Genomic DNA, 17,297 nt, shown 5'->3' with positions numbered 1-17,297 from the left:
CGAATCGCAGCGTAACCCGCGGCCGTCGGCAGGGGAGAGGCGGACCGGGGGCTGGAACCGTGGTGGTCGCACGACGGCGCCGCCGGACGTGCGGGAACCCCTGTACTCCGTCGAGCTCCCGGAAAATCCGGTGACCGACGGCGGCCGCTCCGCCTAGCGTGGACCGCATGAGTACCGCCGACGCGGTCGAACCCGCGACCACCACCAGCGCGCCCGCCGGGACCTCCGACCCGGCGCCGCCGACCCGCACGGTCGCGGAGCGGGCCGCCGCACCCGCGACCCTGCCCGCCGTCACGGCCGGCGGACTCACCTGGCGCGGCGCTCGCCGCGAGGACGCGCAGGCCGTCCTCACGATCCTGAACGAGCTCGCCGCGGCCGACAACGCCCCCTTCCGCTGGTCCCTCCCCGAGATCGAGGAACGCCTCGCCGCTCCCTACCGCGACCTCGACCGGGACTTCCTCCTCGGGTCCGACGACACCGGCACGCTCCGCGCGTTCGCCGACGTCCACACACCACCCGCCGACGAGACCGTGGCACGAGCCATCCTCCAGGGCGGCGTCCACCCCGACCGGCGCGGTGAGGGCATCGGGCGCGAACTGCTCGCCTGGCAGATCGCCCGCGGGCGGCAGAAGCTCGCGGCGTCGGCGCTCGCGGACCGGCAGGTCCCGGCCTGGCTCGCCGTGTACATGGAGGACGACGCACCCGAGACCCTGGGGCACACCTTCGAGCGGGCAGGGTTCGCCGCGCGACGGTACTACTCCGACCTGCGCCGCGACCTGTCGGAGCCGATCCCACCGGTGAGCGCCCCGCCGTCGGGCGGCACGCTGCGGCTCGTCCGGTGGACGCCCGAACTGGACGAGCCGACCCGGCTCGCACGGAACGACGCGTTCCGGGACCACTGGGGGAGCCAGCCCCAGACACGCGAGACCTGGGCGGAGGACCGCACGGCGTTCATGCCGGCCTGGACGTACGTCGTCGTCGACGACGCACCGGACGTCGCCGCGCTGCTCGCCTCCCCGGACACCGACGACGAGACCGCGGCCGCCCTGCGGGCGGGGGAGCCGCTGGTCGTGGCCTACCAGATCGCCTCGAAGTACGTCGAGGACTTCGAGGTGCGCGGCTTCACGTTCGGGTACTCCGACAACGTCGGCGTGCGCCGTGCCTACCGGGGGCGCGGTCTCGCGCCGACGGTGATGGCGGCCGGGATGCGAGCGATGGCCGACGACGGCATGCGGTACGCCGTCCTCGACGTCGATACCGAGAACCCGTCGGGAGCGGTCGGCCTGTACGCCACGCTCGGCTACGAGAAGCAGGGCGGCTCACGGATGCTCGCCATCGACCTCTGACCGGCGGGCACCCACGAGCCGCACCCGCTCACAACCGCCGCAGGAGCGGCAGGACGTCCTCGCCGAACTGGGTCAGGAAGCGCCGCTGGTCGTGGCCCGGTCCGTGGACCATCAGGTGGTTGAGGCCCGCGTCGAGATACGGCTTGATCATCTCCACCGCCTCCTCTGGTTCGGACGCGACGATCCAGCGCTTCGCGATCTGCTCGATCGGCAGCTCGTCGGCCAGCCGTTCCATCTCCTGCGCCGAGGTGACGCTGTGCTTCTGCTCCGGGGTGAGCGAGAGCGGCGCCCAGAACCGCGTGTTCTCGCGCGCCGCGACCGGGTCCCGGTCGTAGGAGATCTTCAGCTCCAGCACCTTGTCGATGCCGGCCACGTCGCGCTCCGCCTTCGCGGCCCCCTCGGCCACCCCGGGCAGGAGCTTCTCGGTGTACAGGTCCATGCCCTTGCCGGACGTGCAGATGAAGCCGTCGCCCGCACGGCCCGCGTACCGGGCGACCATCGGACCCCCGGCCGCGACGTACACCGGGACCGGCCGCTCCGGCCGGTCGTAGATCGTCGCGCCCACCAGCGTGTAGTAGTCGCCGTCGTGGTCCACCGACTCCTCGGTCCACAGCCGCCGCATCAGCGCGACGGCCTCCCGCAGCCGTGCGAACCGCTCCTTGAACTCCGGCCACTCGCGCCCGCTCACCGCGATCTCGTTCAGCGCCTCGCCCGAGCCCACACCCAGCACGACGCGCCCCTCGGTGAGCAGCGCCAGCGTCGCGAACGTCTGCGCGACCACCGCCGGGTTGTACCGGAACGTGGGAGTCATCACGCTCGTGCCGAGCGTGATCCGTTCCGTCCGCTCGCCCGCCGCGCCCAGCCACGCCAGGGCCGACGGCGCATGCCCCCCGTTGACGCGCCAGGGCAGGAAGTGGTCCGAGATCCATGCGCTGTCCAGTCCGGCCTCTTCGGCGAGAACCGTGAAATCCACCAGGTCCCGGGGACCGAACTGCTCTGCGGATGCCTTGTAGCCGATCTTGAGAGTCACATCCGCGACCTTACGCCCCGAGGCCGACATCGACACTGAGACCACGGTCACCCTCGCGGCGCGTGCTCCGGGCCGCCACGGCCCCCGGCGTCGTGACCTGCGACGACACCGAGCATGTACGGCCTGCTCGACCGGGGCGACGGTGCCTGCGGGACATCGGCGCACCGTACGCTCGGTCCGTGACCACCACGCTGCCCGACCGCCCCACACACGTCCTTCTGGACCTGGACGGAACCCTCACCGACTCGGCTCCCGGCATCATGGCCTGCCTGCGTACCGCCTTCACGGAGACCGGGATCCCGGTGCCGGACGACGCCCGCCTGCGCCGGTTCGTCGGCCCGCCCCTCGGGCTCTCCCTCGCCCGCCTCGGACTCACCCACGACCAGGCCGAGGCCGTCGTCACCGTCTACCGGCGCGAGCTCGAGGCCGGCGGCATGTACGACAACGCCGTGTTCGACGGCGTCCCCGGCCTTCTCGCCGCCCTGCGCGCCGCCGGGACGACGCTCGTCGTGGCCACCGCCAAGCCGCAGCCGCTGGCCCGCCCGATCGTCGAGCACTTCGGCCTGCACCGGTACCTGTCCGCGGGCCTCGACTCCGTGTTCGGGCCGGCCATGGAGGGCGCGGGGGAGCACACCGGGAAGGAGAAGGTCGTGGCCCGGGCGCTCGCCGCGTCCGGCGGCGACCAGGCCGGCGCCGCCGCGGTCATGGTCGGTGACCGGGAGCACGACGTGCACGCCGCCGCCGCGAACGGGATCCCCGCCATCGGCGTGGCCTGGGGCTACGGCGAACCCGGCGAGCTCGAGGAAGCGGGCGTGGCGGCCGTCGCCGGCACGCCCGAGGAGCTGCGCGGGCTCCTGCTGGGCTGAGTCCGGCGGTGCTCAGCCGTGGTAGCGGGCCATCCAGGCATCGGGCTCGTCCACGGACTTCCAGCCGAGGTCCTCGTAGAGGGCGCGGCCCTCGCCGGAGGCACGGAGCAGGGTGCGCGCCACCCCGAGCCGGTCCAGTTCGGCGGTGATCCCCTCGGCGAGGAGACGGGCGAGTCCGCGACGGCGGTGGGCGGGATCCACCACGACGTCGGCGAGCCAGGCGAAGGTCGCGCCGTCCGTCACGACGCGGGCGTAGGCGACGAGCGTGCCGGCGTCCCGCGCGTACACGCCGTAGTTGCGCGATCCGGCGATCGCGGCGTCCTGCACCTCGCGCGACCGGCCGGCAGCCCAGTAGGCGTGCTCGGTCAGCAGCGCGTGGACGCGGGCCGGATCGATCCGCCCCGCGTCCGCGGAGAACTCGTACTGCGACTCGTCGGTGACCATGCCCGGCAGTCAATCACGTGCCGGGGATGCGGGCGAGGAAGTACCCGGACGACGGACGGGCGGGGACCGCGTCCGTCAGCCGACCACCGTGACCGGGGTCTCCATGGGCGTGCCCGAGCCGTCGCGGCGCTCGTCGACCTCCGGGAGGTCCACCGGCTGCCCGCCCGCGCCGAGAGCCCGCGGCGGAGCCGCACCGACCCAGGCCAGGACCAGGCCGTCGAACCCCTTCAGGAACCGCTGCGAGCGGACACCGCCGGTGGCGCGCCCCTTGCCCGGGTAGAGCTCGAACGGCGTCACCTTGCCCATTCCGGCCTCCACGCCCGGCAGCGCGCCCGCCGCACCCGCGATCGTCACGACCGACGCCGAGGTCCCGGCCCGGACCGCGCCGAAGAACACGACCTTCTGGTCGGCGGCGAGCTTGATGCCCGCGACACCGCCGCCCGACCTGCCCTGTGGCCGCACCACGGAGGCCGGGAAGTGCAGCAGCGAGGAGTCCGAGGAGACGAACACCAGCTCGTCGTCGTCCGTCACCAGCGCGGTGCCGACCACCTCGTCGCCGTCCTTGAGCCCGATGACCGTCCAGTCGTCGCCGTTCTTCGGTACGTCGGTGCTCGTCACGCGCTTCACCACGCCCGCGGCGGTGCCGAGCGCGAGGGTGGGGGCGCCCTCCGCGAGGGAGAGCAGCCCCAGGACCGTCTCGTCCGGGGCGAGATCCACGAGTTCGGACAGCGGCAGCCCGCCGGACAACGACGGCGCACCTTCCGTGGGGGGCAGGGTCGGCAGCTCGACCACGGGAACGCGCAGCGCACGACCACGCGACGTGACCAGCGCGATGTCGCCGCGCGTGGTGGCGGCGCAGTCGGCGCGCAGCGCGTCGTGGGCGGCGCGGTTGCCCTCGCGTGACACGGGGGCGTCGTCGGTCAGCCGGGCCAGCAGGCCCGTCGCGGACAGCACCACCCGGGTGGGGGAGTCGGCGATCTCCAGGTTCAGGTCGTCCAGCGCGCCCTTCTTGCCGCGTGCCGCCGGGGCGGCCGAGCCGACGCTGCCGCCCTCGGCGTCGAGCAGGATCGTGCGACGCGGCGTGCCGTACGTCTTGGCGACCTCGCCCATCTCCTTCGACACGAGCCGGTGCAGCACCTTCTCGGAGCCGAGGATCTCCTCCAGCTTCGCGATCTCCAGCCGCAGCTCCTCCTGCTCCTTCTCCAGCTCGATCCGCGAGAACTTGGTCAGGCGGCGCAGCTGGAGGTCGAGGATGTAGGCCGCCTGCGCCTCCGAGAGGTCGAACACGCTCATCAGACGCTCCCGCGCCACGGCGGCGTCGTCCGACGAGCGGATGACCTGGATCACCTCGTCGATGTCGAGGATCGCGACGAGCAGGCCCTCGACCAGGTGCAGCCGCTCCTGGCGCTTCGTCAGGCGGAACTGCGACCGCCGCCGGACGACGTCCACGCGATGGTTCACCCACACGCGCAACAGGTCCAGCAGCCCGAGCGTGCGCGGCTGCCCGTCCACGAGCGAGACGTTGTTGATGCCGAACGTGTCCTCGAGCGGCGTGGTGCGGTAGAGCTGCTCCAGGACGGCCTCGGGGTCGAAGCCCGCCTTCACCTCGACGACCAGCCGCATACCGTGCGTCCGGTCGGTGAGGTCCTGCACGGCGGTGACGCCCTGGATCTTCTTGGCCTTGACGCCGTCGGCGATCTTCTCGATCACCTTCTCCGGCCCCACGGCGTAGGGCAGTTCGGTCACCACGATGCCGCGCCGCCGCGGCGTCACGTTCTCGATGCGCGCGGTCGCTCGCGTGCGGAACGTGCCCCGGCCCGTGCGGTAGGCGTCGCGGATGCCCTCGAGCCCGACGATCTTGCCGCCGCTCGGCAGGTCCGGCCCCGGCACGAACCGCTGCACGTCCTCGAGCGTGGCGTCCGGGTTCTTCAGCAGGTGCTGTGCGGCGGCGACGACCTCGACGAGGTTGTGCGGCGGCATGTTCGTCGCCATGCCGACCGCGATCCCGGACGCACCGTTGACCAGCAGGTTCGGGATCGCCGACGGCAGCACCTCGGGCTGGGTGAGCTTGTTGTCGTAGTTCGGTACGAAGTCGACGACGTCCTCGTCCAGGTCCGCCGTCATCGCCGTGGCCGACGCCGCGGGCCGGGCCTCCGTGTACCGGGGGGCCGCGGGGCCGTCGTCGAGCGAGCCGAAGTTGCCGTGACCGTCCACCAGCGGCAGCCGCAGCGAGAAGTCCTGCGCGAGCCGCACGAGGGCCTCGTAGATGGCCGTGTCGCCGTGGGGGTGCAGCTTCCCCATGACCTCGCCGACCACGCGGGACGACTTCACGTGGGCGCGGTCGGGGCGCAGCCCCATGTCCGCCATCATGTAGAGGATGCGGCGCTGCACCGGCTTGAGGCCGTCGCGCGCGTCCGGCAGGGCGCGGCTGTAGATCACGGAGTACGCGTACTCGAGGAACGAGGACTCCATCTCCGCCGAGACGTCGATGTCGACGATCGTCTCGTGGATCTCGCTCTCGTCGAGCGGGGCGGACGACGGCTTACGGGCCATTCTTCTTCGGGCTCCTGCGGACTGGTGGGGTCGGGGACGTCGTGGCAGCCCGTGCGGGCGGCTCGGTGACAGGGCCAAACCTACATGGGCTCACCGACACTCCCGCGTATCGACACCGGAGTGATCCCGTGCGAGCGCACCCGGAGGACCGCCAGGTGTGGTTAGCCTTGCCGTGTGAGCGACGACGCCGTAGGCGCGGAGGGGAGCCAGGTCCCGTACCCGGTGGAGTGGGAGGCCGACGTCGTGCTCCGCGACGGAAGCACCACCCACCTGCGCCCCATCCGTCCGGACGACGCGGACGCCCTGCAGCGCTTCCACATGGCCCAGTCCGAGCGCTCGGTCTACCTCCGCTTCTTCGCGGCGCTGAACCGCATCCCGGAGCGGATGCTGCGGCAGTTCGTCACGGTGGACCACACCGACCGCGTCGCACTGGTCGCCGTCCGCCCGGCGAGCGAGTTGTCCGACGGCGAGGAGATCCTGGGCGTCGCACGGTTCGACGTCGTTCCCGGTCCGGGGCCCCGGACCGCCGAGGTCGCGTTCAACATCGCCGACTCCGTGCAGGGCCGCGGTCTCGGATCCGTCCTCCTGGAGCACGTCGCGGACGCCGCCCGCGAGCGGGGCGTCCGTCGCTTCGTCGCCGAGGTGCTGCCCCAGAACCGCGCCATGCTCGGCGTGTTCCGCGAGGCGGGCTACGCCGTCGAGCAGCATCTCGACGACGGCTTCGTGCACGTCGGTATCGGCCTCGACCCCACCGACCGCTCACGTGAGGTCATGGCCGACCGGGAGCACCGGGCCGAGGCCGTGTCGATGGCCGGCCTGCTCGGTGCCCGCCGTGTCCTGCTCGTCGGGCCCGCCCGCATCGGGGACGACGACGGTGAGGCGGACCCGCACCACTCCCTGGAGGCCCTGCAGGCGGCCCGGGTCGTCGCGTCGCACCGCACGGATCCCGGAGACACCGTACTGACCGTGCTGGGAGTGGCGGGGGAGACGGCCGGGCCGGGCGAGCCCGCGGCGGCGGCCGGGTCCGCGCCGGAGGCCCCGCCCACACCGGCCGTGTCGTCGCCGGCCGTCGTTCCCGCGGCGTCCTGGGACGATGTCGGCGACATCGATCTCCTGCTCGTGGCCGCCCCGCCCGACCGGGCGACCGAGGCGGTGCGGCGTGCGGCCGTCCGGGGCGCCCGAGGCGTCGTCGTGCTCTCGGCGGGGTACGCGGAGACCGGGCCGGAAGGGCTGGCCCGCCAGCGCGAGCTGCTGCGGGTGGCGCACGGGGCGGGGATGCGGGTCGTGGGACCGGCGTCGTACGGACTCGTCACGAACGCGCCCGGCGCCCGCCTGCGGGCGTCGCTGGCGGAGCACGCCCCGCCCGACGGGGTGGTGGGACTCTTCTGCCAGTCGGCCCCGGCCGCGGTCACGCTCGCGAAGACGGTCGTGCGCCGTGGTCTCGGCGTCTCGGCGCTGGTGTCGGCGGGACACCGGGCGGACGTCTCGGGCAACGACCTGATGCAGTACTGGCAGGACGACCCCACCACGGGCGTCGTCTGCCTCTACCTGGAGACGCTCGGCAACCCGCGCAAGTTCTCGCGTGTCGCGCGCCGGCTCGCCGCGCGCAAGCCGGTGGTCGTGGTGGTCGCGGGGCGGTCCGGGCACGTGGTGCCGCCGGGGCACGTGGTGCGGAGCACGCGGGCGCCGCGCCGGATGCTCGACGAGGTGCTGACCCAGTCGGGCGTGATCCGGGCCGAGAACACCCACCAGCTCATGGACGTCGCGCAGGTCGCGGCGCATCAGCCGCTCCCGCGCGGGAGGCGCGTGGGCATCCTCGCGGGGTCGCCCACCCTGCTCACGCTGGTGTCCGAAGCGTGCGGGGCCGCGGGCCTGGACGTCCGCGAGGCGGTCGCGCTCCGGCCCGGCGCGTCCGACGAGGACGTCGCGCGTGCCGTCGAGACGCTGTACGCGCCCGATGCCTGTGACGCCGTCGTCGTCGTGGACGTCCCGGTCGTCGTCCCGCGGTCCGACGGGATCGCGCGCGCCGTCGCGGCCGCGGCGGCCCGGACCGGCCGCACCACGGTGGCCAGCATGCTCGGGCTGCACGGTATGCCGGAGGTGCTCCGCGCGCCGTACCCGGCCGCGGACGCCGTCGCCTCCGCTCCGGACGAGAACCCGGACCCGCGGCACGCTCCGTCCGGCACGTCGCTCACCGGCGACGGCGTACGGGTCCCGGCGTTCTCCACCCCCGAGGACGCGGTCTGGGCGCTGGGCGCCGTCGTCCGCTACGCCCGCTGGCGGGAGCAGGACCACGGGGCACCGGTGCGTCCGGAGGGCGTCGACCGTGCCCGCGCGCGCGAGCTGGTGGAGGCCGCGCTCGCCGGCAGCGGGCAGGAGATGCCGCTCGACGACGGCCGCGCCGCGGAGCTGCTCGCCTGCTACGGGATCCGGGTGTGGACGGCGCGCACGGTCCGTTCCGCGGACGAGGCGGTGGACGCCGCGCGCGAGATCGGCTGGCCGGTGGCCCTCAAGATCGCGACGCCGGCGCTGCGCCATCGCGCGGACCTGGGCGGGGTGAAGCTCGACATCGCGGAGGAGTCGGAGCTGCGTGCCGACGCGGCGCGGATGCAGGCCGCGGCCGGCTCCCTGGTGCCCGCCGTCGACCCGGCGCTCGAGGTCCAGGCCATGGCCCCGCCCGGTGTGGCGTGCGTGATCCGGAGCCGGGAGGACGACCTGTTCGGGCCGGTGGTGTCGTTCGGGCTCGCGGGAGACGCGACCGACCTGCTCGACGACGTCTCGCACGGGGTGCCGCCGCTGACCGACGTGGACGTGGCCCGGATGGTGCGGGGTGTGCGCACGGCGCCACGGCTGTTCGGCTACCAGGGCGCCCCGACGGCGGACGTGGCCGCGCTCGAGGACGTGCTGTCGAGGGTGTCGGTCATGGCGGACGACCTCCCCGAACTCGCGTCGCTGGAGCTCTACCCGGTGACGGTGGCCGAGCACGGCGCGTCCGTCCTGCACGCCACGGTCCGCCTGCGCCCGGCCGGCCGCCGCACCGACCCGCTGCGCCGGTCCCTTCCGGAGTAGGCGCAGCTCCGTGGCGGACGGGTCTCCGGTCGAGCGCCAGGAGACCGTGAGCGTCTGGTCCCCGGCCGCGGCCACGCCCGCAGCGAGCCGCTACGCCCAGAGCGACTCGTCCGCCGTGCTGCGGCGCCGGGCCGTGGCCGCCGTCATGCGGCGCATGTGGTGACGGCGGCAGAGCACCTCGTAGGCCACGGCCGCCGCGCCGGCGGTCGCCGCGCCGGTGCCGTCGTTCCCGCCGTCGTTCCCGTCGTCCGCCGTGTCACCGATGACGACCTGGTCGCCCTCGGTCACCATGACGCCGTCGACCGTGCGGGCGTTGTGCGTGGCCCGTGCGCCGCACCAGCACAGGGCCTGCACCTGGAGCACCTCGATCCGGTCGGCCAGCTCGAACAGCCGTGCCGACCCGGGGAACAGGCGGGTGCGGAAGTCGGTCGTGATGCCGAACGCGAAGACGTCGATCTCGGTCTCGTCGACGAGGCGCGCGAGCTGCTCGACCTGCCGTGGAGAGTAGAACTGCGCCTCGTCGCAGACGAGGTGGTCGACGGCACGGCCCGCGTGCCGCTCGGCGCGCACCTCGGCCCAGAAGTCGGTGCCGTCGAGCACCTCGCGGGCGTTCACCTCCAGTCCGAGACGGCTGGACAGCCGTGCCGTCCCCGCGCGGTCCCCGCGCGTGAAGATCAGGCCGCGCCGGCCGCGTGCGGTGTAGTTGTGGTCGGTCTGCAGCGCCAGGGTGGACTTGCCGGAGTCCATGGTGCCGGTGAAGAAGACGAGCTCGGCCACGATGCTCCTCGCGGGGTTCGGGTCAGGCCACCGCGACCAGCAGCGGCACGTGCATCTCGTACGGGGTGAGCGAACCGTGCACACCGGGCATGGCGCGGGCGTCGGCGGAGTGCAGCCGGGAGTCGACCACGGTCGCGGCACCCGAGCCGTCCTCACCTCCAGTCGTGGCGACGACGACGTCGCCGATGATCCGGCGGACGTGCTCCGGGACGTCCGACCCGGGACCTGCCGCCGGACCGAACCAGCCTTGGCGCACGGCGTCGTCGCGCAGCCGGACGACGGCGTCCTCGCCGAGCCGGTCGGTCCAGCGCGCGGCGACGTCGGCCGGTTCCACGCCGTCCCGGGTGTAGACGTGCAGGGCCCGGGGCTCGCCACCGAGCAGCGCGACGCCCTCTGACAGCGCCGCGTCGGCCGCGACGTCGTGCTGCCGCGACGGAGTCGTGGCGACCTGGCCGTGGTCCGCCGTGACCAGCACGAGCGTGCCACGCGGCACGCTGCGCAGCAGGCGGCGCAGCTCGCGGTCGGTGTCCTCCAGGGCGTCCCCCCATTGGGACGACGCCCAGCCGTGTTTGTGGCCCGCCTTGTCCACCGCGGCCTGGTACAGGTAGACGAGCCGGTTGTCCGCACCGTCCCGCGCACGCAGTGCCGCGACGGTGGCGTCGACGGCGTCGGCGAACCGGTTGCCGGTCACCACGTACCGGGGCCCGCGCAGCGCCGCGGACGTCATGCCGGAGTTGTCGTACTTCTGAGGTCCGGGCGCGCTCACGTCGACCCCGCGCGCCGCGAGGGACTCCAGCACCGTGGGCTCTCGCTGCAGGTCCTGCGGGGCGACGGTGAGCGGCTGCGACATCCGCGGCCCCCGACGGTACGGGTCGGACTGCTCCTGCCAGGCCACGAGCGTGGCGAGCCCGCCGGTGGCCGGGTTCCGCTGCGTGTATCCGAGCAGCCCCGTGCGGGCGGGGCCGGTCCCCGTGCCGAGGGTCGCCAGTGCCGCGGCCGTCGTGCTGGGGAAGCTGGACGTGAGCGTGCGGGCGTCGGGCAGCAGCCCGCGCATCGTGGGGGCGTGCCCGCCACGGTCGGAGAGGTTGTGCGTGCCCAGGCCGTCGACGACGACGACGACGCAGCGGGTGGCCGCGCCGAACCCCCCTGCCAGGCGCCCGGCCGCGGTGCGCGCGTCGATGCCGGTGGCGGTGGTGAGTTCGTGCCCGAGCGCTCCGGCCGCCGCGGGCAGCACAGCGGCCAGACCGTCGAGGCCGTACGACGGCGCGACCAGACCTGCGGGCAGATCGGCGGCTCGGGCGCCGGTACCGTCACCCGGCAGGCCGTCCGGGCGGGCGCCGGCCCCGTCGGCCGGGTGATCGTCCGGGCCGGCCGACGGGTCGTCCGGGAGCGGCCGCCCGGACGTGTCCGTGCGCGGCCTCACGCCGCGGTGGCCCGGGAGAGCGCCTCGGCGAACTCGGTCGCGGCGCGGACGGCGTCGTTGCCCTCGGCCGCCGAGGACACCCGCACCACGACGTCGTCGGGCAGCGACTGCCCGGTCAGCCCGTGGTCCGCCGTGCAGTTCGGGTCGGTGCACGTGGCCGGCTCGAGATCGATGCGGTGCGCGCCGCCCCAGCCGATGGCGAGGTTCAGTTCCAGCCGGGACGCGCCGTTCGGGTGCTTCTCGGGTTCCCCGATGATGTGGGTCAGGCCCACGGAGCGGACCTCCTTCAGCGGGACGGCCTCCGTCGTCGCCGCGGCCTGACCCGGGCGGCCGTCGTCCTCGTCGGCGGGCTGGTCGTCGACATGCGCGGTGATCAGGCGCGTGGGCGTCAGGACGAGGACCGTCAGGTGCCGGCGCACCTCGGAGTCGAACGTGGTCTCCGCCTGCACCAGGTGCGCCACCACGTCTTCACCGGCGAGCGCGACCTCCAGCAGGTCGGAGACGAGCTGCGGGTAGTAACCGGCACGGTGCAGGCGGGTGTTCAGCGTCTTGCGCATCTCGGCGGCGGGGGCGGTAGGCACCGGGTGATTGTCCCACCGACCGGGACATGAGGGCCAGTTCGTGCTCATCACCTGTGGATTGCTGCCGGTGAACGGGCGAGGACGGCCGACGCCGGCCCGGGTTCCGGCCGCTCAGCCCTCAGGGCGCGAGCCGAAGACGATCTCGTCCCAGCTCGGTACCTGCGCGCGGCCGCGGCGTGCCGAACGACGCCGCGCGGACTGCTTCGCCTTGTCGCCGCTTGTGCCGTCCGCGGGCTGCGACCCGTCACCCGCCCCGTCGCCGGCCGGTGCGCGACCCCGGACCCCGGGTTCCGGCCCGCCCGTCCTCCCGTCACCGCCGGAGGGCGGGGGCGGGGCCGGCCGGGCGGTCGCCGGCCGCAGCGCCTTGGGCACGGCGCCGGTGAGCGGCCCGCCGGTGCGGAGTGCCGCGGTGCGGGGCCGTCGCTCCTCGTCCTTGTCGGGACCGGGGATCTCCCACTGGCTCGGCCCGTCCCACTCCAGCCGCCCGTCCGGCGGCGTGGACCCGGGGGCGGACTCCTCCGGTGGCTGTTCGGTGCTGTGCTTGCCCCGCCGGGAGCCGAGGTCGACGACGGCGGCCGGGGCGGGCTGCTCCTCGTCGGGCCCGTTCCCCGCCCCGGGACGCCCTGCGGGCCCGTTCGCGGACCCGTCCTCCGTCACGGCGTGGGTTCCTGTCCCGTGCGTACCCGGGGTGCCCGGGCGGGAGTGCTCGGTTCCCGGCCGCGGCGTCCCGGCCCCCGGCGTGGCCGGGTCGAGGCGGCGCCGCCGGGGCGACAGGTCGTCGAGGTCCAGTTCCCCGGCATCGATGTCGGCGGGTTCGGGGCCGCGCTGAGGGCGCTGCCCCCGGCGTTCGGACAGGCCGTCGAGCAGCAGGTCGGTCTCGTCGTCGACGACGGTGGCCCGCCCGTAGCCACGCGTGGGCGGCAGCGTCGTGACGGTCCGCGAGACGGGGCCGCCGTCGTCCTCCGGCAGCGCGAGCCAGCGGGCCTCGTCGTCGAGTGCGATCACGGCACCCCCGCGGGGGTCGAAGGACCAGCGCGCCACCCGCTCGCCGGCGTCGACCGTGAACGTCAGCGTGACGACCCACGGCGCGATGCCTTCGCGGGTCGCCGTCCACACGATGGTGGCGGGGTCGCTGCCACGCTCCCGCAGGCGCTTGTCGGCGAGGTCGCCGATGGTCGCCGTGCCACCGTCCTCGGACATCACGGCCTTCGCGCGGACACGCCCGACGGCGTGCTCGCGTTCGGAGATGACCGGGTACTCGAACCGGCGGATCTGCTCGGCGGGCATCCCCGACTCGGCGGCGAGGCCGTCGGCCGTCGCGCCCGCGCGCAGCCGCGCCTGGATGTCCCGCGGCCGCATGGCGAGTTCCTCGTCGGCGCGGATCGACTCCATCCGCGGGCGGTCACCACGCACGGCGGCGCGGAGGGCGTCCGTGATGGGCAGCGTGTGCTCGGCGCCGTCAGGACCGATGACGACCAGGCGGTCACCGTCCTCGTGCAGCCGTACGAGCTCGAGCTCGTCCATCGTCTTTACCTCCGCATGGGCTCGCGTGCACCTGCGAGACTGCCATCATCCACGCGATACGACCAACAGGCGCGCCGGGAATCCGGCACCGACGGCGGTTCGGCGCCCGGAGCGCGCGGGGGACCGGCTCTTCCAGGTGACGGTCATTCGCTGGACGATTGACCAGGTTCGCGATGTCATACCACGGTTCCTCTGGTCTTGCCGGGTGAACACCGGAACCTCCGTGCACGACAATTCCGGCAGGATGGCAAGCGTGAGCGAAAACTCTCTTCCCCCCGTTCCCGCCGGCGCTGATATCGATATCGCGAGTCTTCGCGCCCTGGCGGAGCGTCTCGCCACCACCGCGGGAGCGCTCGTCCGCGACGGCAGACCGGCGACGGTCGAGGTCGCCGCGACGAAGTCGACGGGCACCGATCCGGTCACCGAGATGGACAGGGCCTCGGAGGACCTGCTGCGCGGGATCCTCGCCGAGGAGCGGCCCGACGACGCCATCCTGGGCGAGGAGGGCGACGACGTGGCCGGCACGAGCGGGCTCACCTGGGTCGTCGACCCGATCGACGGCACGGTCAACTACCTCTACGGGGTCGCGGGCTGGGCGGTGTCGGTCGCCGTCGTCGCCGGGCCGCCGGATCCGGCCGCGTGGACGATCCTGGCCGGTGCCGTGCACTCCGTGCCGCAGGACACGACGTGGTCGGCGGGCCTCGGCCAGGGCGCGACCCGCGACGGCGAGCCGATCGGTGTGTCCCGGCCCGCATCGCTGGGGGAGTGCCTGGTGGGCACGGGTTTCGGGTACGACGCCGACCGCCGGGCGGCCCAGGCGGTGGTGCTGACCCACGTGCTGCCGCAGGTTCGTGACATCCGGCGGCTCGGATCGGCCGCGATCGACCTGTGCCTGCTGGCCCAGGGCTCGATCGACCTCTACTACGAGCGCGGCCTGAACCCGTGGGACATGGCCGCCGGCGCGCTCGTGGCGACCGAGGCCGGGGCCGTGATGACCGGGTTGCGAGGGCGTGTGGCCACTGGTGACATGGTGGTGGCCGGCGGCGCCGACTTCGTCGCTCCCCTGGCGAAGATCCTCGAGGCGGCCAACGCCGACGAGGGTTAGGGACGAAGGTTAGAAAGGGCTTTCCGATCGCGCGGCCGAGCCCGCCGGAGCGCGGGCGACGGGGAGGGGTGTGCGCGCTATCGCGTCGCAACCGTGTCACGTCGTGAAACGGCTGCGACGAAATCCTGTTCACCGGGCGGGGATCGGGGAGGTCGCAGCCCAGGTCAGTGCCACTGTCGGCGCAGGTCATCCACGACGTGACGCGGTTAACACCGATACGTGTCGCGCAGCGCGAAAAAATCGTGCAGAATCCGTTCGCCCGTCCGGGAACAAAACCCGGCCGCCACGCATTATCAGCTCAGCCCCCACCCACGGAAGACCCACGGAGACACACATGGCCACTGATTACGACGCACCTCGCAAGACCGACGAGGACGTCGAGCAGGACTCGATCCAGGAGCTGCAGGCTCGTCGCCAGGACAAGTCGTCCGGCGTCGTGGACGAGGACGAGACCGAGGCGGCAGAAGGATTCGAGCTTCCGGGCGCGGATCTCTCCGGTGAGGAACTCGCCGTCCGGGTGCTGCCGCGCCAGGCCGATGAATTCACCTGCTCGAGCTGTTTCCTCGTGCACCACCGCAGCCAGCTCGCGGCCGAGAACGGCGGCCAGCCGATCTGCACGGAGTGCGCCGCTGCCTGACCCAGCGCGCGACGCGAGCAATCCTCGCGAGTTTTCGACACCAGGCTGTCACGGCATCGTGGCAGCCTTTGTCGTGCTCTGTTCTCCTGGCTTTCCGGTCCCGGCCTTTCCCGGGCCCGCCGGGCGCGACCCGCGCTACGAGGCGGGCGTGCCGGAGAGGACCGCTACCAGCGTGCGCGGGTCGCGGGTGGAGACGAGCCAGTAGGGGGTCGGGTCGTGGGGGTCCTCGACGGGGATGCGGACGCCCGTGCGGGCCCACGCCCGGAGGCAGACGTAGGCGCGGGCGTCGAGGCCCGGGCCGAGCTCCCAGCGCATGGCGGTCGCGTCGAGCGCGGCCGGGTCCCCGAGCCGGGACAGCGGGATGCTGGCCCGGCCGGCCTGCAGCACGCCGGCGCTCACCCGTACCACGGGCGACGTGGTCGCCAGCGCGATCGCGGCGATGGCGCCGACCAGGATCGCCGTCGCGACCCCCAGCGGAGGGTTGAACGGCCACGGCACGATCCCCGCGATCACACCCAGTCCCGCGGTGCCCAGCCAACCGCCCGGGCCGGGCAGCAGGCGCTCGTGGAACTCGGGGGTGGCGCGGGAGGTCATGGAGGACATCATCCCGTACCCTCGCAGCGTGCCTCACGACGACACCAACGACCCGGGCAGCACCGTGGACGTGCTCATCCAGCTGCTCGACCCCAACGTCCCCGTTCCCGCCTACGCCCACCCGGGCGACGCCGGCGCCGATCTCGTGACCACGCAGGACATCGAGCTGCCGCCCGGCGGTCGTGCGATGGTCCCCACCGGGGTGGCCGTCGCGCTGCCCGACGGCTACGCCGCGTTCGTGCACCCCCGGTCCGGCCTGGCGGCCAGGCACGGAGTGACGCTCGTCAACGCACCCGGTACGGTCGACGCGGGCTATCGCGGCGAGATCAAGGTGACCCTGCTCAACACCGACCTGCACGAACCGGTGAAGCTCATGCGCGGGGACCGTGTGGCACAGCTCGTGATCCAGAAGGTGGAGCGGGCCCGGTTCCTGCCCGCCGAGACCCTGCCGGGCAGTGCGCGGGGCGCGGGCGGTTTCGGCTCCAGCGGCGGGTGGGCCGCGGCGCGTTCCTGATACGAGCACCGGCAGGCCCGTACCTGTACCTGGCGCTCGGCGAGCGGGACTAAAGTAGAGCGTTGGGCGCGAAGCCCGCGCCCATCCGAGAGGAGATGGTGGCCAAGTGGGTCTGTTCCGACGAGGAGCGAAGGCGGCGACGCCCGAACCGGAGCCGGAGGCTCCGCAGCGTCAGGCCTCGCCGGCTCCGGCGCAAGGCCCGTTCGACCGTTCCGACGTGGACAAGCCCGGTCCGCGCGTCGATCTCGGCGCGATCTGGCTCCCGGTCCTTCCTGGTCTCGAGCTCCGCATGGAGATCGAGAAGAAGACGCAGAAGGTCACCGGTGTCACCGCCGCGCTCGGCGGCTCGAGCCTCCAGCTGCAGGCGTTCGCTGCCCCGAAGTCCTCCGGGATCTGGGACGAGATCCGCGCGGAGATCGCCGACTCCGTGGCTCGCCAGGGCGGCTCGGTCGACGACGTCCCCGGAGTGTTCGGACGGGAACTGCTCGTGCACATGCCGGCCACGGCACCGGACGGCTCACCGCGCACCCGGCCGGCGCGGTTCATCGGCGTGGACGGCCCGCGCTGGTTCGTGCGTGGCGTCCTCGCGGGCAAGGCGGCACTCGACAAGGAGGCGGCGCGCCCCCTGGAGTCGGTGTTCGCCAACGTCGTGGTCGTGCGGGACGAGAGCCCGCGCCCTCCGCGTGATCTGCTCACGCTCACGCTGCCGCGGCAGAAGAGCGCCGCCGCGGAGTCCACCACGACCGCCGAGGGTGGCGCCGCTGCCCGGCCGCAGGCCACGGACTTCAACCCCCTGCGCCGCGGCCCCGAGATCACCCAGATCGGCTGAGCGAG

At 73.7% G+C, this 17,297-nt stretch carries 15 protein-coding genes; 7 read left to right on the top strand and 8 right to left on the bottom strand.

The window, feature by feature from the left end:
* Nucleotides 1-167: 167 nt before the first annotated feature.
* Nucleotides 168-1,346, top strand: a complete 1,179-nt coding sequence (locus J0911_RS16780) for a GNAT family N-acetyltransferase (protein WP_207276592.1) — start codon at nt 168-170, stop codon at nt 1,344-1,346.
* A 28-nt stretch (nt 1,347-1,374) separates the two neighbouring features.
* Here J0911_RS16780 and fgd read toward each other — a convergent pair whose 3' ends face one another.
* On the bottom strand, nt 1,375-2,376 hold the full coding sequence (fgd, locus tag J0911_RS16775; protein WP_307865134.1) for a glucose-6-phosphate dehydrogenase (coenzyme-F420): 1,002 nt from the start codon (nt 2,374-2,376) through the stop codon (nt 1,375-1,377).
* A 179-nt stretch (nt 2,377-2,555) separates the two neighbouring features.
* On the opposite strand from fgd, the gene J0911_RS16770 reads away from it, so the two are divergent.
* Entirely contained in the window at nt 2,556-3,242 is a 687-nt protein-coding gene (locus J0911_RS16770) for an HAD hydrolase-like protein (protein WP_307865133.1), read from the top strand.
* Nucleotides 3,243-3,254: 12 nt separating this feature from the next.
* Here the strand turns inward: J0911_RS16770 and J0911_RS16765 are convergent, their stop codons facing one another.
* Together J0911_RS16765 and J0911_RS16760 are read right to left on the bottom strand one after the other, a co-directional pair.
* The gene (locus J0911_RS16765) at nt 3,255-3,686 is read right to left on the bottom strand and encodes a GNAT family N-acetyltransferase (RefSeq protein WP_207276591.1); all 432 of its coding nucleotides are present in this window, start codon (nt 3,684-3,686) and stop codon (nt 3,255-3,257) included.
* Between the two features lie 75 nt (nt 3,687-3,761).
* The gene (locus J0911_RS16760; RefSeq protein WP_207276590.1) at nt 3,762-6,239 is read right to left on the bottom strand and encodes a DNA gyrase/topoisomerase IV subunit A; all 2,478 of its coding nucleotides are present in this window, start codon (nt 6,237-6,239) and stop codon (nt 3,762-3,764) included.
* 174 nt (nt 6,240-6,413) lie between these two features.
* Between J0911_RS16760 and J0911_RS16755 the strand changes: the two genes are divergently transcribed.
* The gene (locus J0911_RS16755) at nt 6,414-9,308 is read left to right on the top strand and encodes a bifunctional acetate--CoA ligase family protein/GNAT family N-acetyltransferase (protein WP_207276589.1); all 2,895 of its coding nucleotides are present in this window, start codon (nt 6,414-6,416) and stop codon (nt 9,306-9,308) included.
* Nucleotides 9,309-9,398: 90 nt separating this feature from the next.
* Here J0911_RS16755 and J0911_RS16750 read toward each other — a convergent pair whose 3' ends face one another.
* From J0911_RS16750 to sepH, 4 genes are all read right to left on the bottom strand, one after another.
* Nucleotides 9,399-10,085 carry a thymidine kinase gene (locus J0911_RS16750; RefSeq protein WP_207276588.1) on the bottom strand — a complete coding sequence of 229 codons (687 nt, stop codon included), beginning with the start codon at nt 10,083-10,085 and terminating at the stop codon, nt 9,399-9,401.
* Nucleotides 10,086-10,107: 22 nt separating this feature from the next.
* The gene (locus tag J0911_RS16745; protein WP_307865132.1) at nt 10,108-11,508 is read right to left on the bottom strand and encodes an alkaline phosphatase family protein; all 1,401 of its coding nucleotides are present in this window, start codon (nt 11,506-11,508) and stop codon (nt 10,108-10,110) included.
* Nucleotides 11,505-12,089, bottom strand: coding sequence for a DUF5998 family protein (locus J0911_RS16740; protein ID WP_372434894.1), 585 nt, complete (start codon nt 12,087-12,089; stop codon nt 11,505-11,507). The genes J0911_RS16745 and J0911_RS16740 overlap by 4 nt, the downstream gene beginning before the upstream one ends.
* Nucleotides 12,090-12,200: 111 nt before the next feature.
* Nucleotides 12,201-13,613 (bottom strand): septation protein SepH, encoded by a 1,413-nt coding sequence (sepH, locus tag J0911_RS16735; protein ID WP_207276587.1) that lies wholly within the window; start codon nt 13,611-13,613, stop codon nt 12,201-12,203.
* A 253-nt stretch (nt 13,614-13,866) separates the two neighbouring features.
* Between sepH and J0911_RS16730 the strand changes: the two genes are divergently transcribed.
* Both J0911_RS16730 and J0911_RS16725 read left to right on the top strand, forming a co-directional pair.
* Nucleotides 13,867-14,718: an inositol monophosphatase family protein gene (locus J0911_RS16730; protein WP_307865131.1), complete on the top strand. Its 852-nt coding sequence runs from the start codon at nt 13,867-13,869 to the stop codon at nt 14,716-14,718.
* Nucleotides 14,719-15,052: 334 nt separating this feature from the next.
* A complete protein-coding gene (locus J0911_RS16725; RefSeq protein ID WP_123814110.1) occupies nt 15,053-15,355 on the top strand; it encodes a DUF4193 domain-containing protein in 303 nt (100 codons plus the stop codon).
* Nucleotides 15,356-15,490: 135 nt separating this feature from the next.
* Here J0911_RS16725 and J0911_RS16720 read toward each other — a convergent pair whose 3' ends face one another.
* Nucleotides 15,491-15,949, bottom strand: a complete 459-nt coding sequence (locus J0911_RS16720) for a DUF3093 domain-containing protein (protein ID WP_207276585.1) — start codon at nt 15,947-15,949, stop codon at nt 15,491-15,493.
* Nucleotides 15,950-15,977: 28 nt separating this feature from the next.
* Here J0911_RS16720 and dut point away from each other — a divergent pair, with 28 nt between their 5' ends.
* Together dut and J0911_RS16710 are read left to right on the top strand one after the other, a co-directional pair.
* Nucleotides 15,978-16,463: a dUTP diphosphatase gene (gene dut, locus J0911_RS16715; protein ID WP_307865130.1), complete on the top strand. Its 486-nt coding sequence runs from the start codon at nt 15,978-15,980 to the stop codon at nt 16,461-16,463.
* Between the two features lie 106 nt (nt 16,464-16,569).
* Nucleotides 16,570-17,292 (top strand): DUF3710 domain-containing protein, encoded by a 723-nt coding sequence (locus tag J0911_RS16710; protein WP_207276583.1) that lies wholly within the window; start codon nt 16,570-16,572, stop codon nt 17,290-17,292.
* Nucleotides 17,293-17,297 lie beyond the last annotated feature (5 nt).

The organism is Myceligenerans salitolerans (assembly GCF_017349295.1).
Classification (GTDB): Bacteria; Actinomycetota; Actinomycetes; order Actinomycetales; family Cellulomonadaceae; genus Myceligenerans; species Myceligenerans salitolerans.
Note: the sequence above shows the minus strand (reverse complement) of the source record. Positions and strands in the feature narration are given on the sequence as shown.

Coding starts and splice junctions, on each gene's coding strand:
- J0911_RS16780 (WP_207276592.1), top strand. CDS start 168: ATGAGTACCGCCGACGCGGTCGAACCCGCGACCACCACCAGCGCGCCC.
- J0911_RS16765 (WP_207276591.1), bottom strand. CDS start 3,686: ATGGTCACCGACGAGTCGCAGTACGAGTTCTCCGCGGACGCGGGGCGG.
- J0911_RS16760 (WP_207276590.1), bottom strand. CDS start 6,239: ATGGCCCGTAAGCCGTCGTCCGCCCCGCTCGACGAGAGCGAGATCCAC.
- sepH (WP_207276587.1), bottom strand. CDS start 13,613: ATGGACGAGCTCGAGCTCGTACGGCTGCACGAGGACGGTGACCGCCTG.
- J0911_RS16725 (WP_123814110.1), top strand. CDS start 15,053: ATGGCCACTGATTACGACGCACCTCGCAAGACCGACGAGGACGTCGAG.
- J0911_RS16720 (WP_207276585.1), bottom strand. CDS start 15,949: ATGACCTCCCGCGCCACCCCCGAGTTCCACGAGCGCCTGCTGCCCGGC.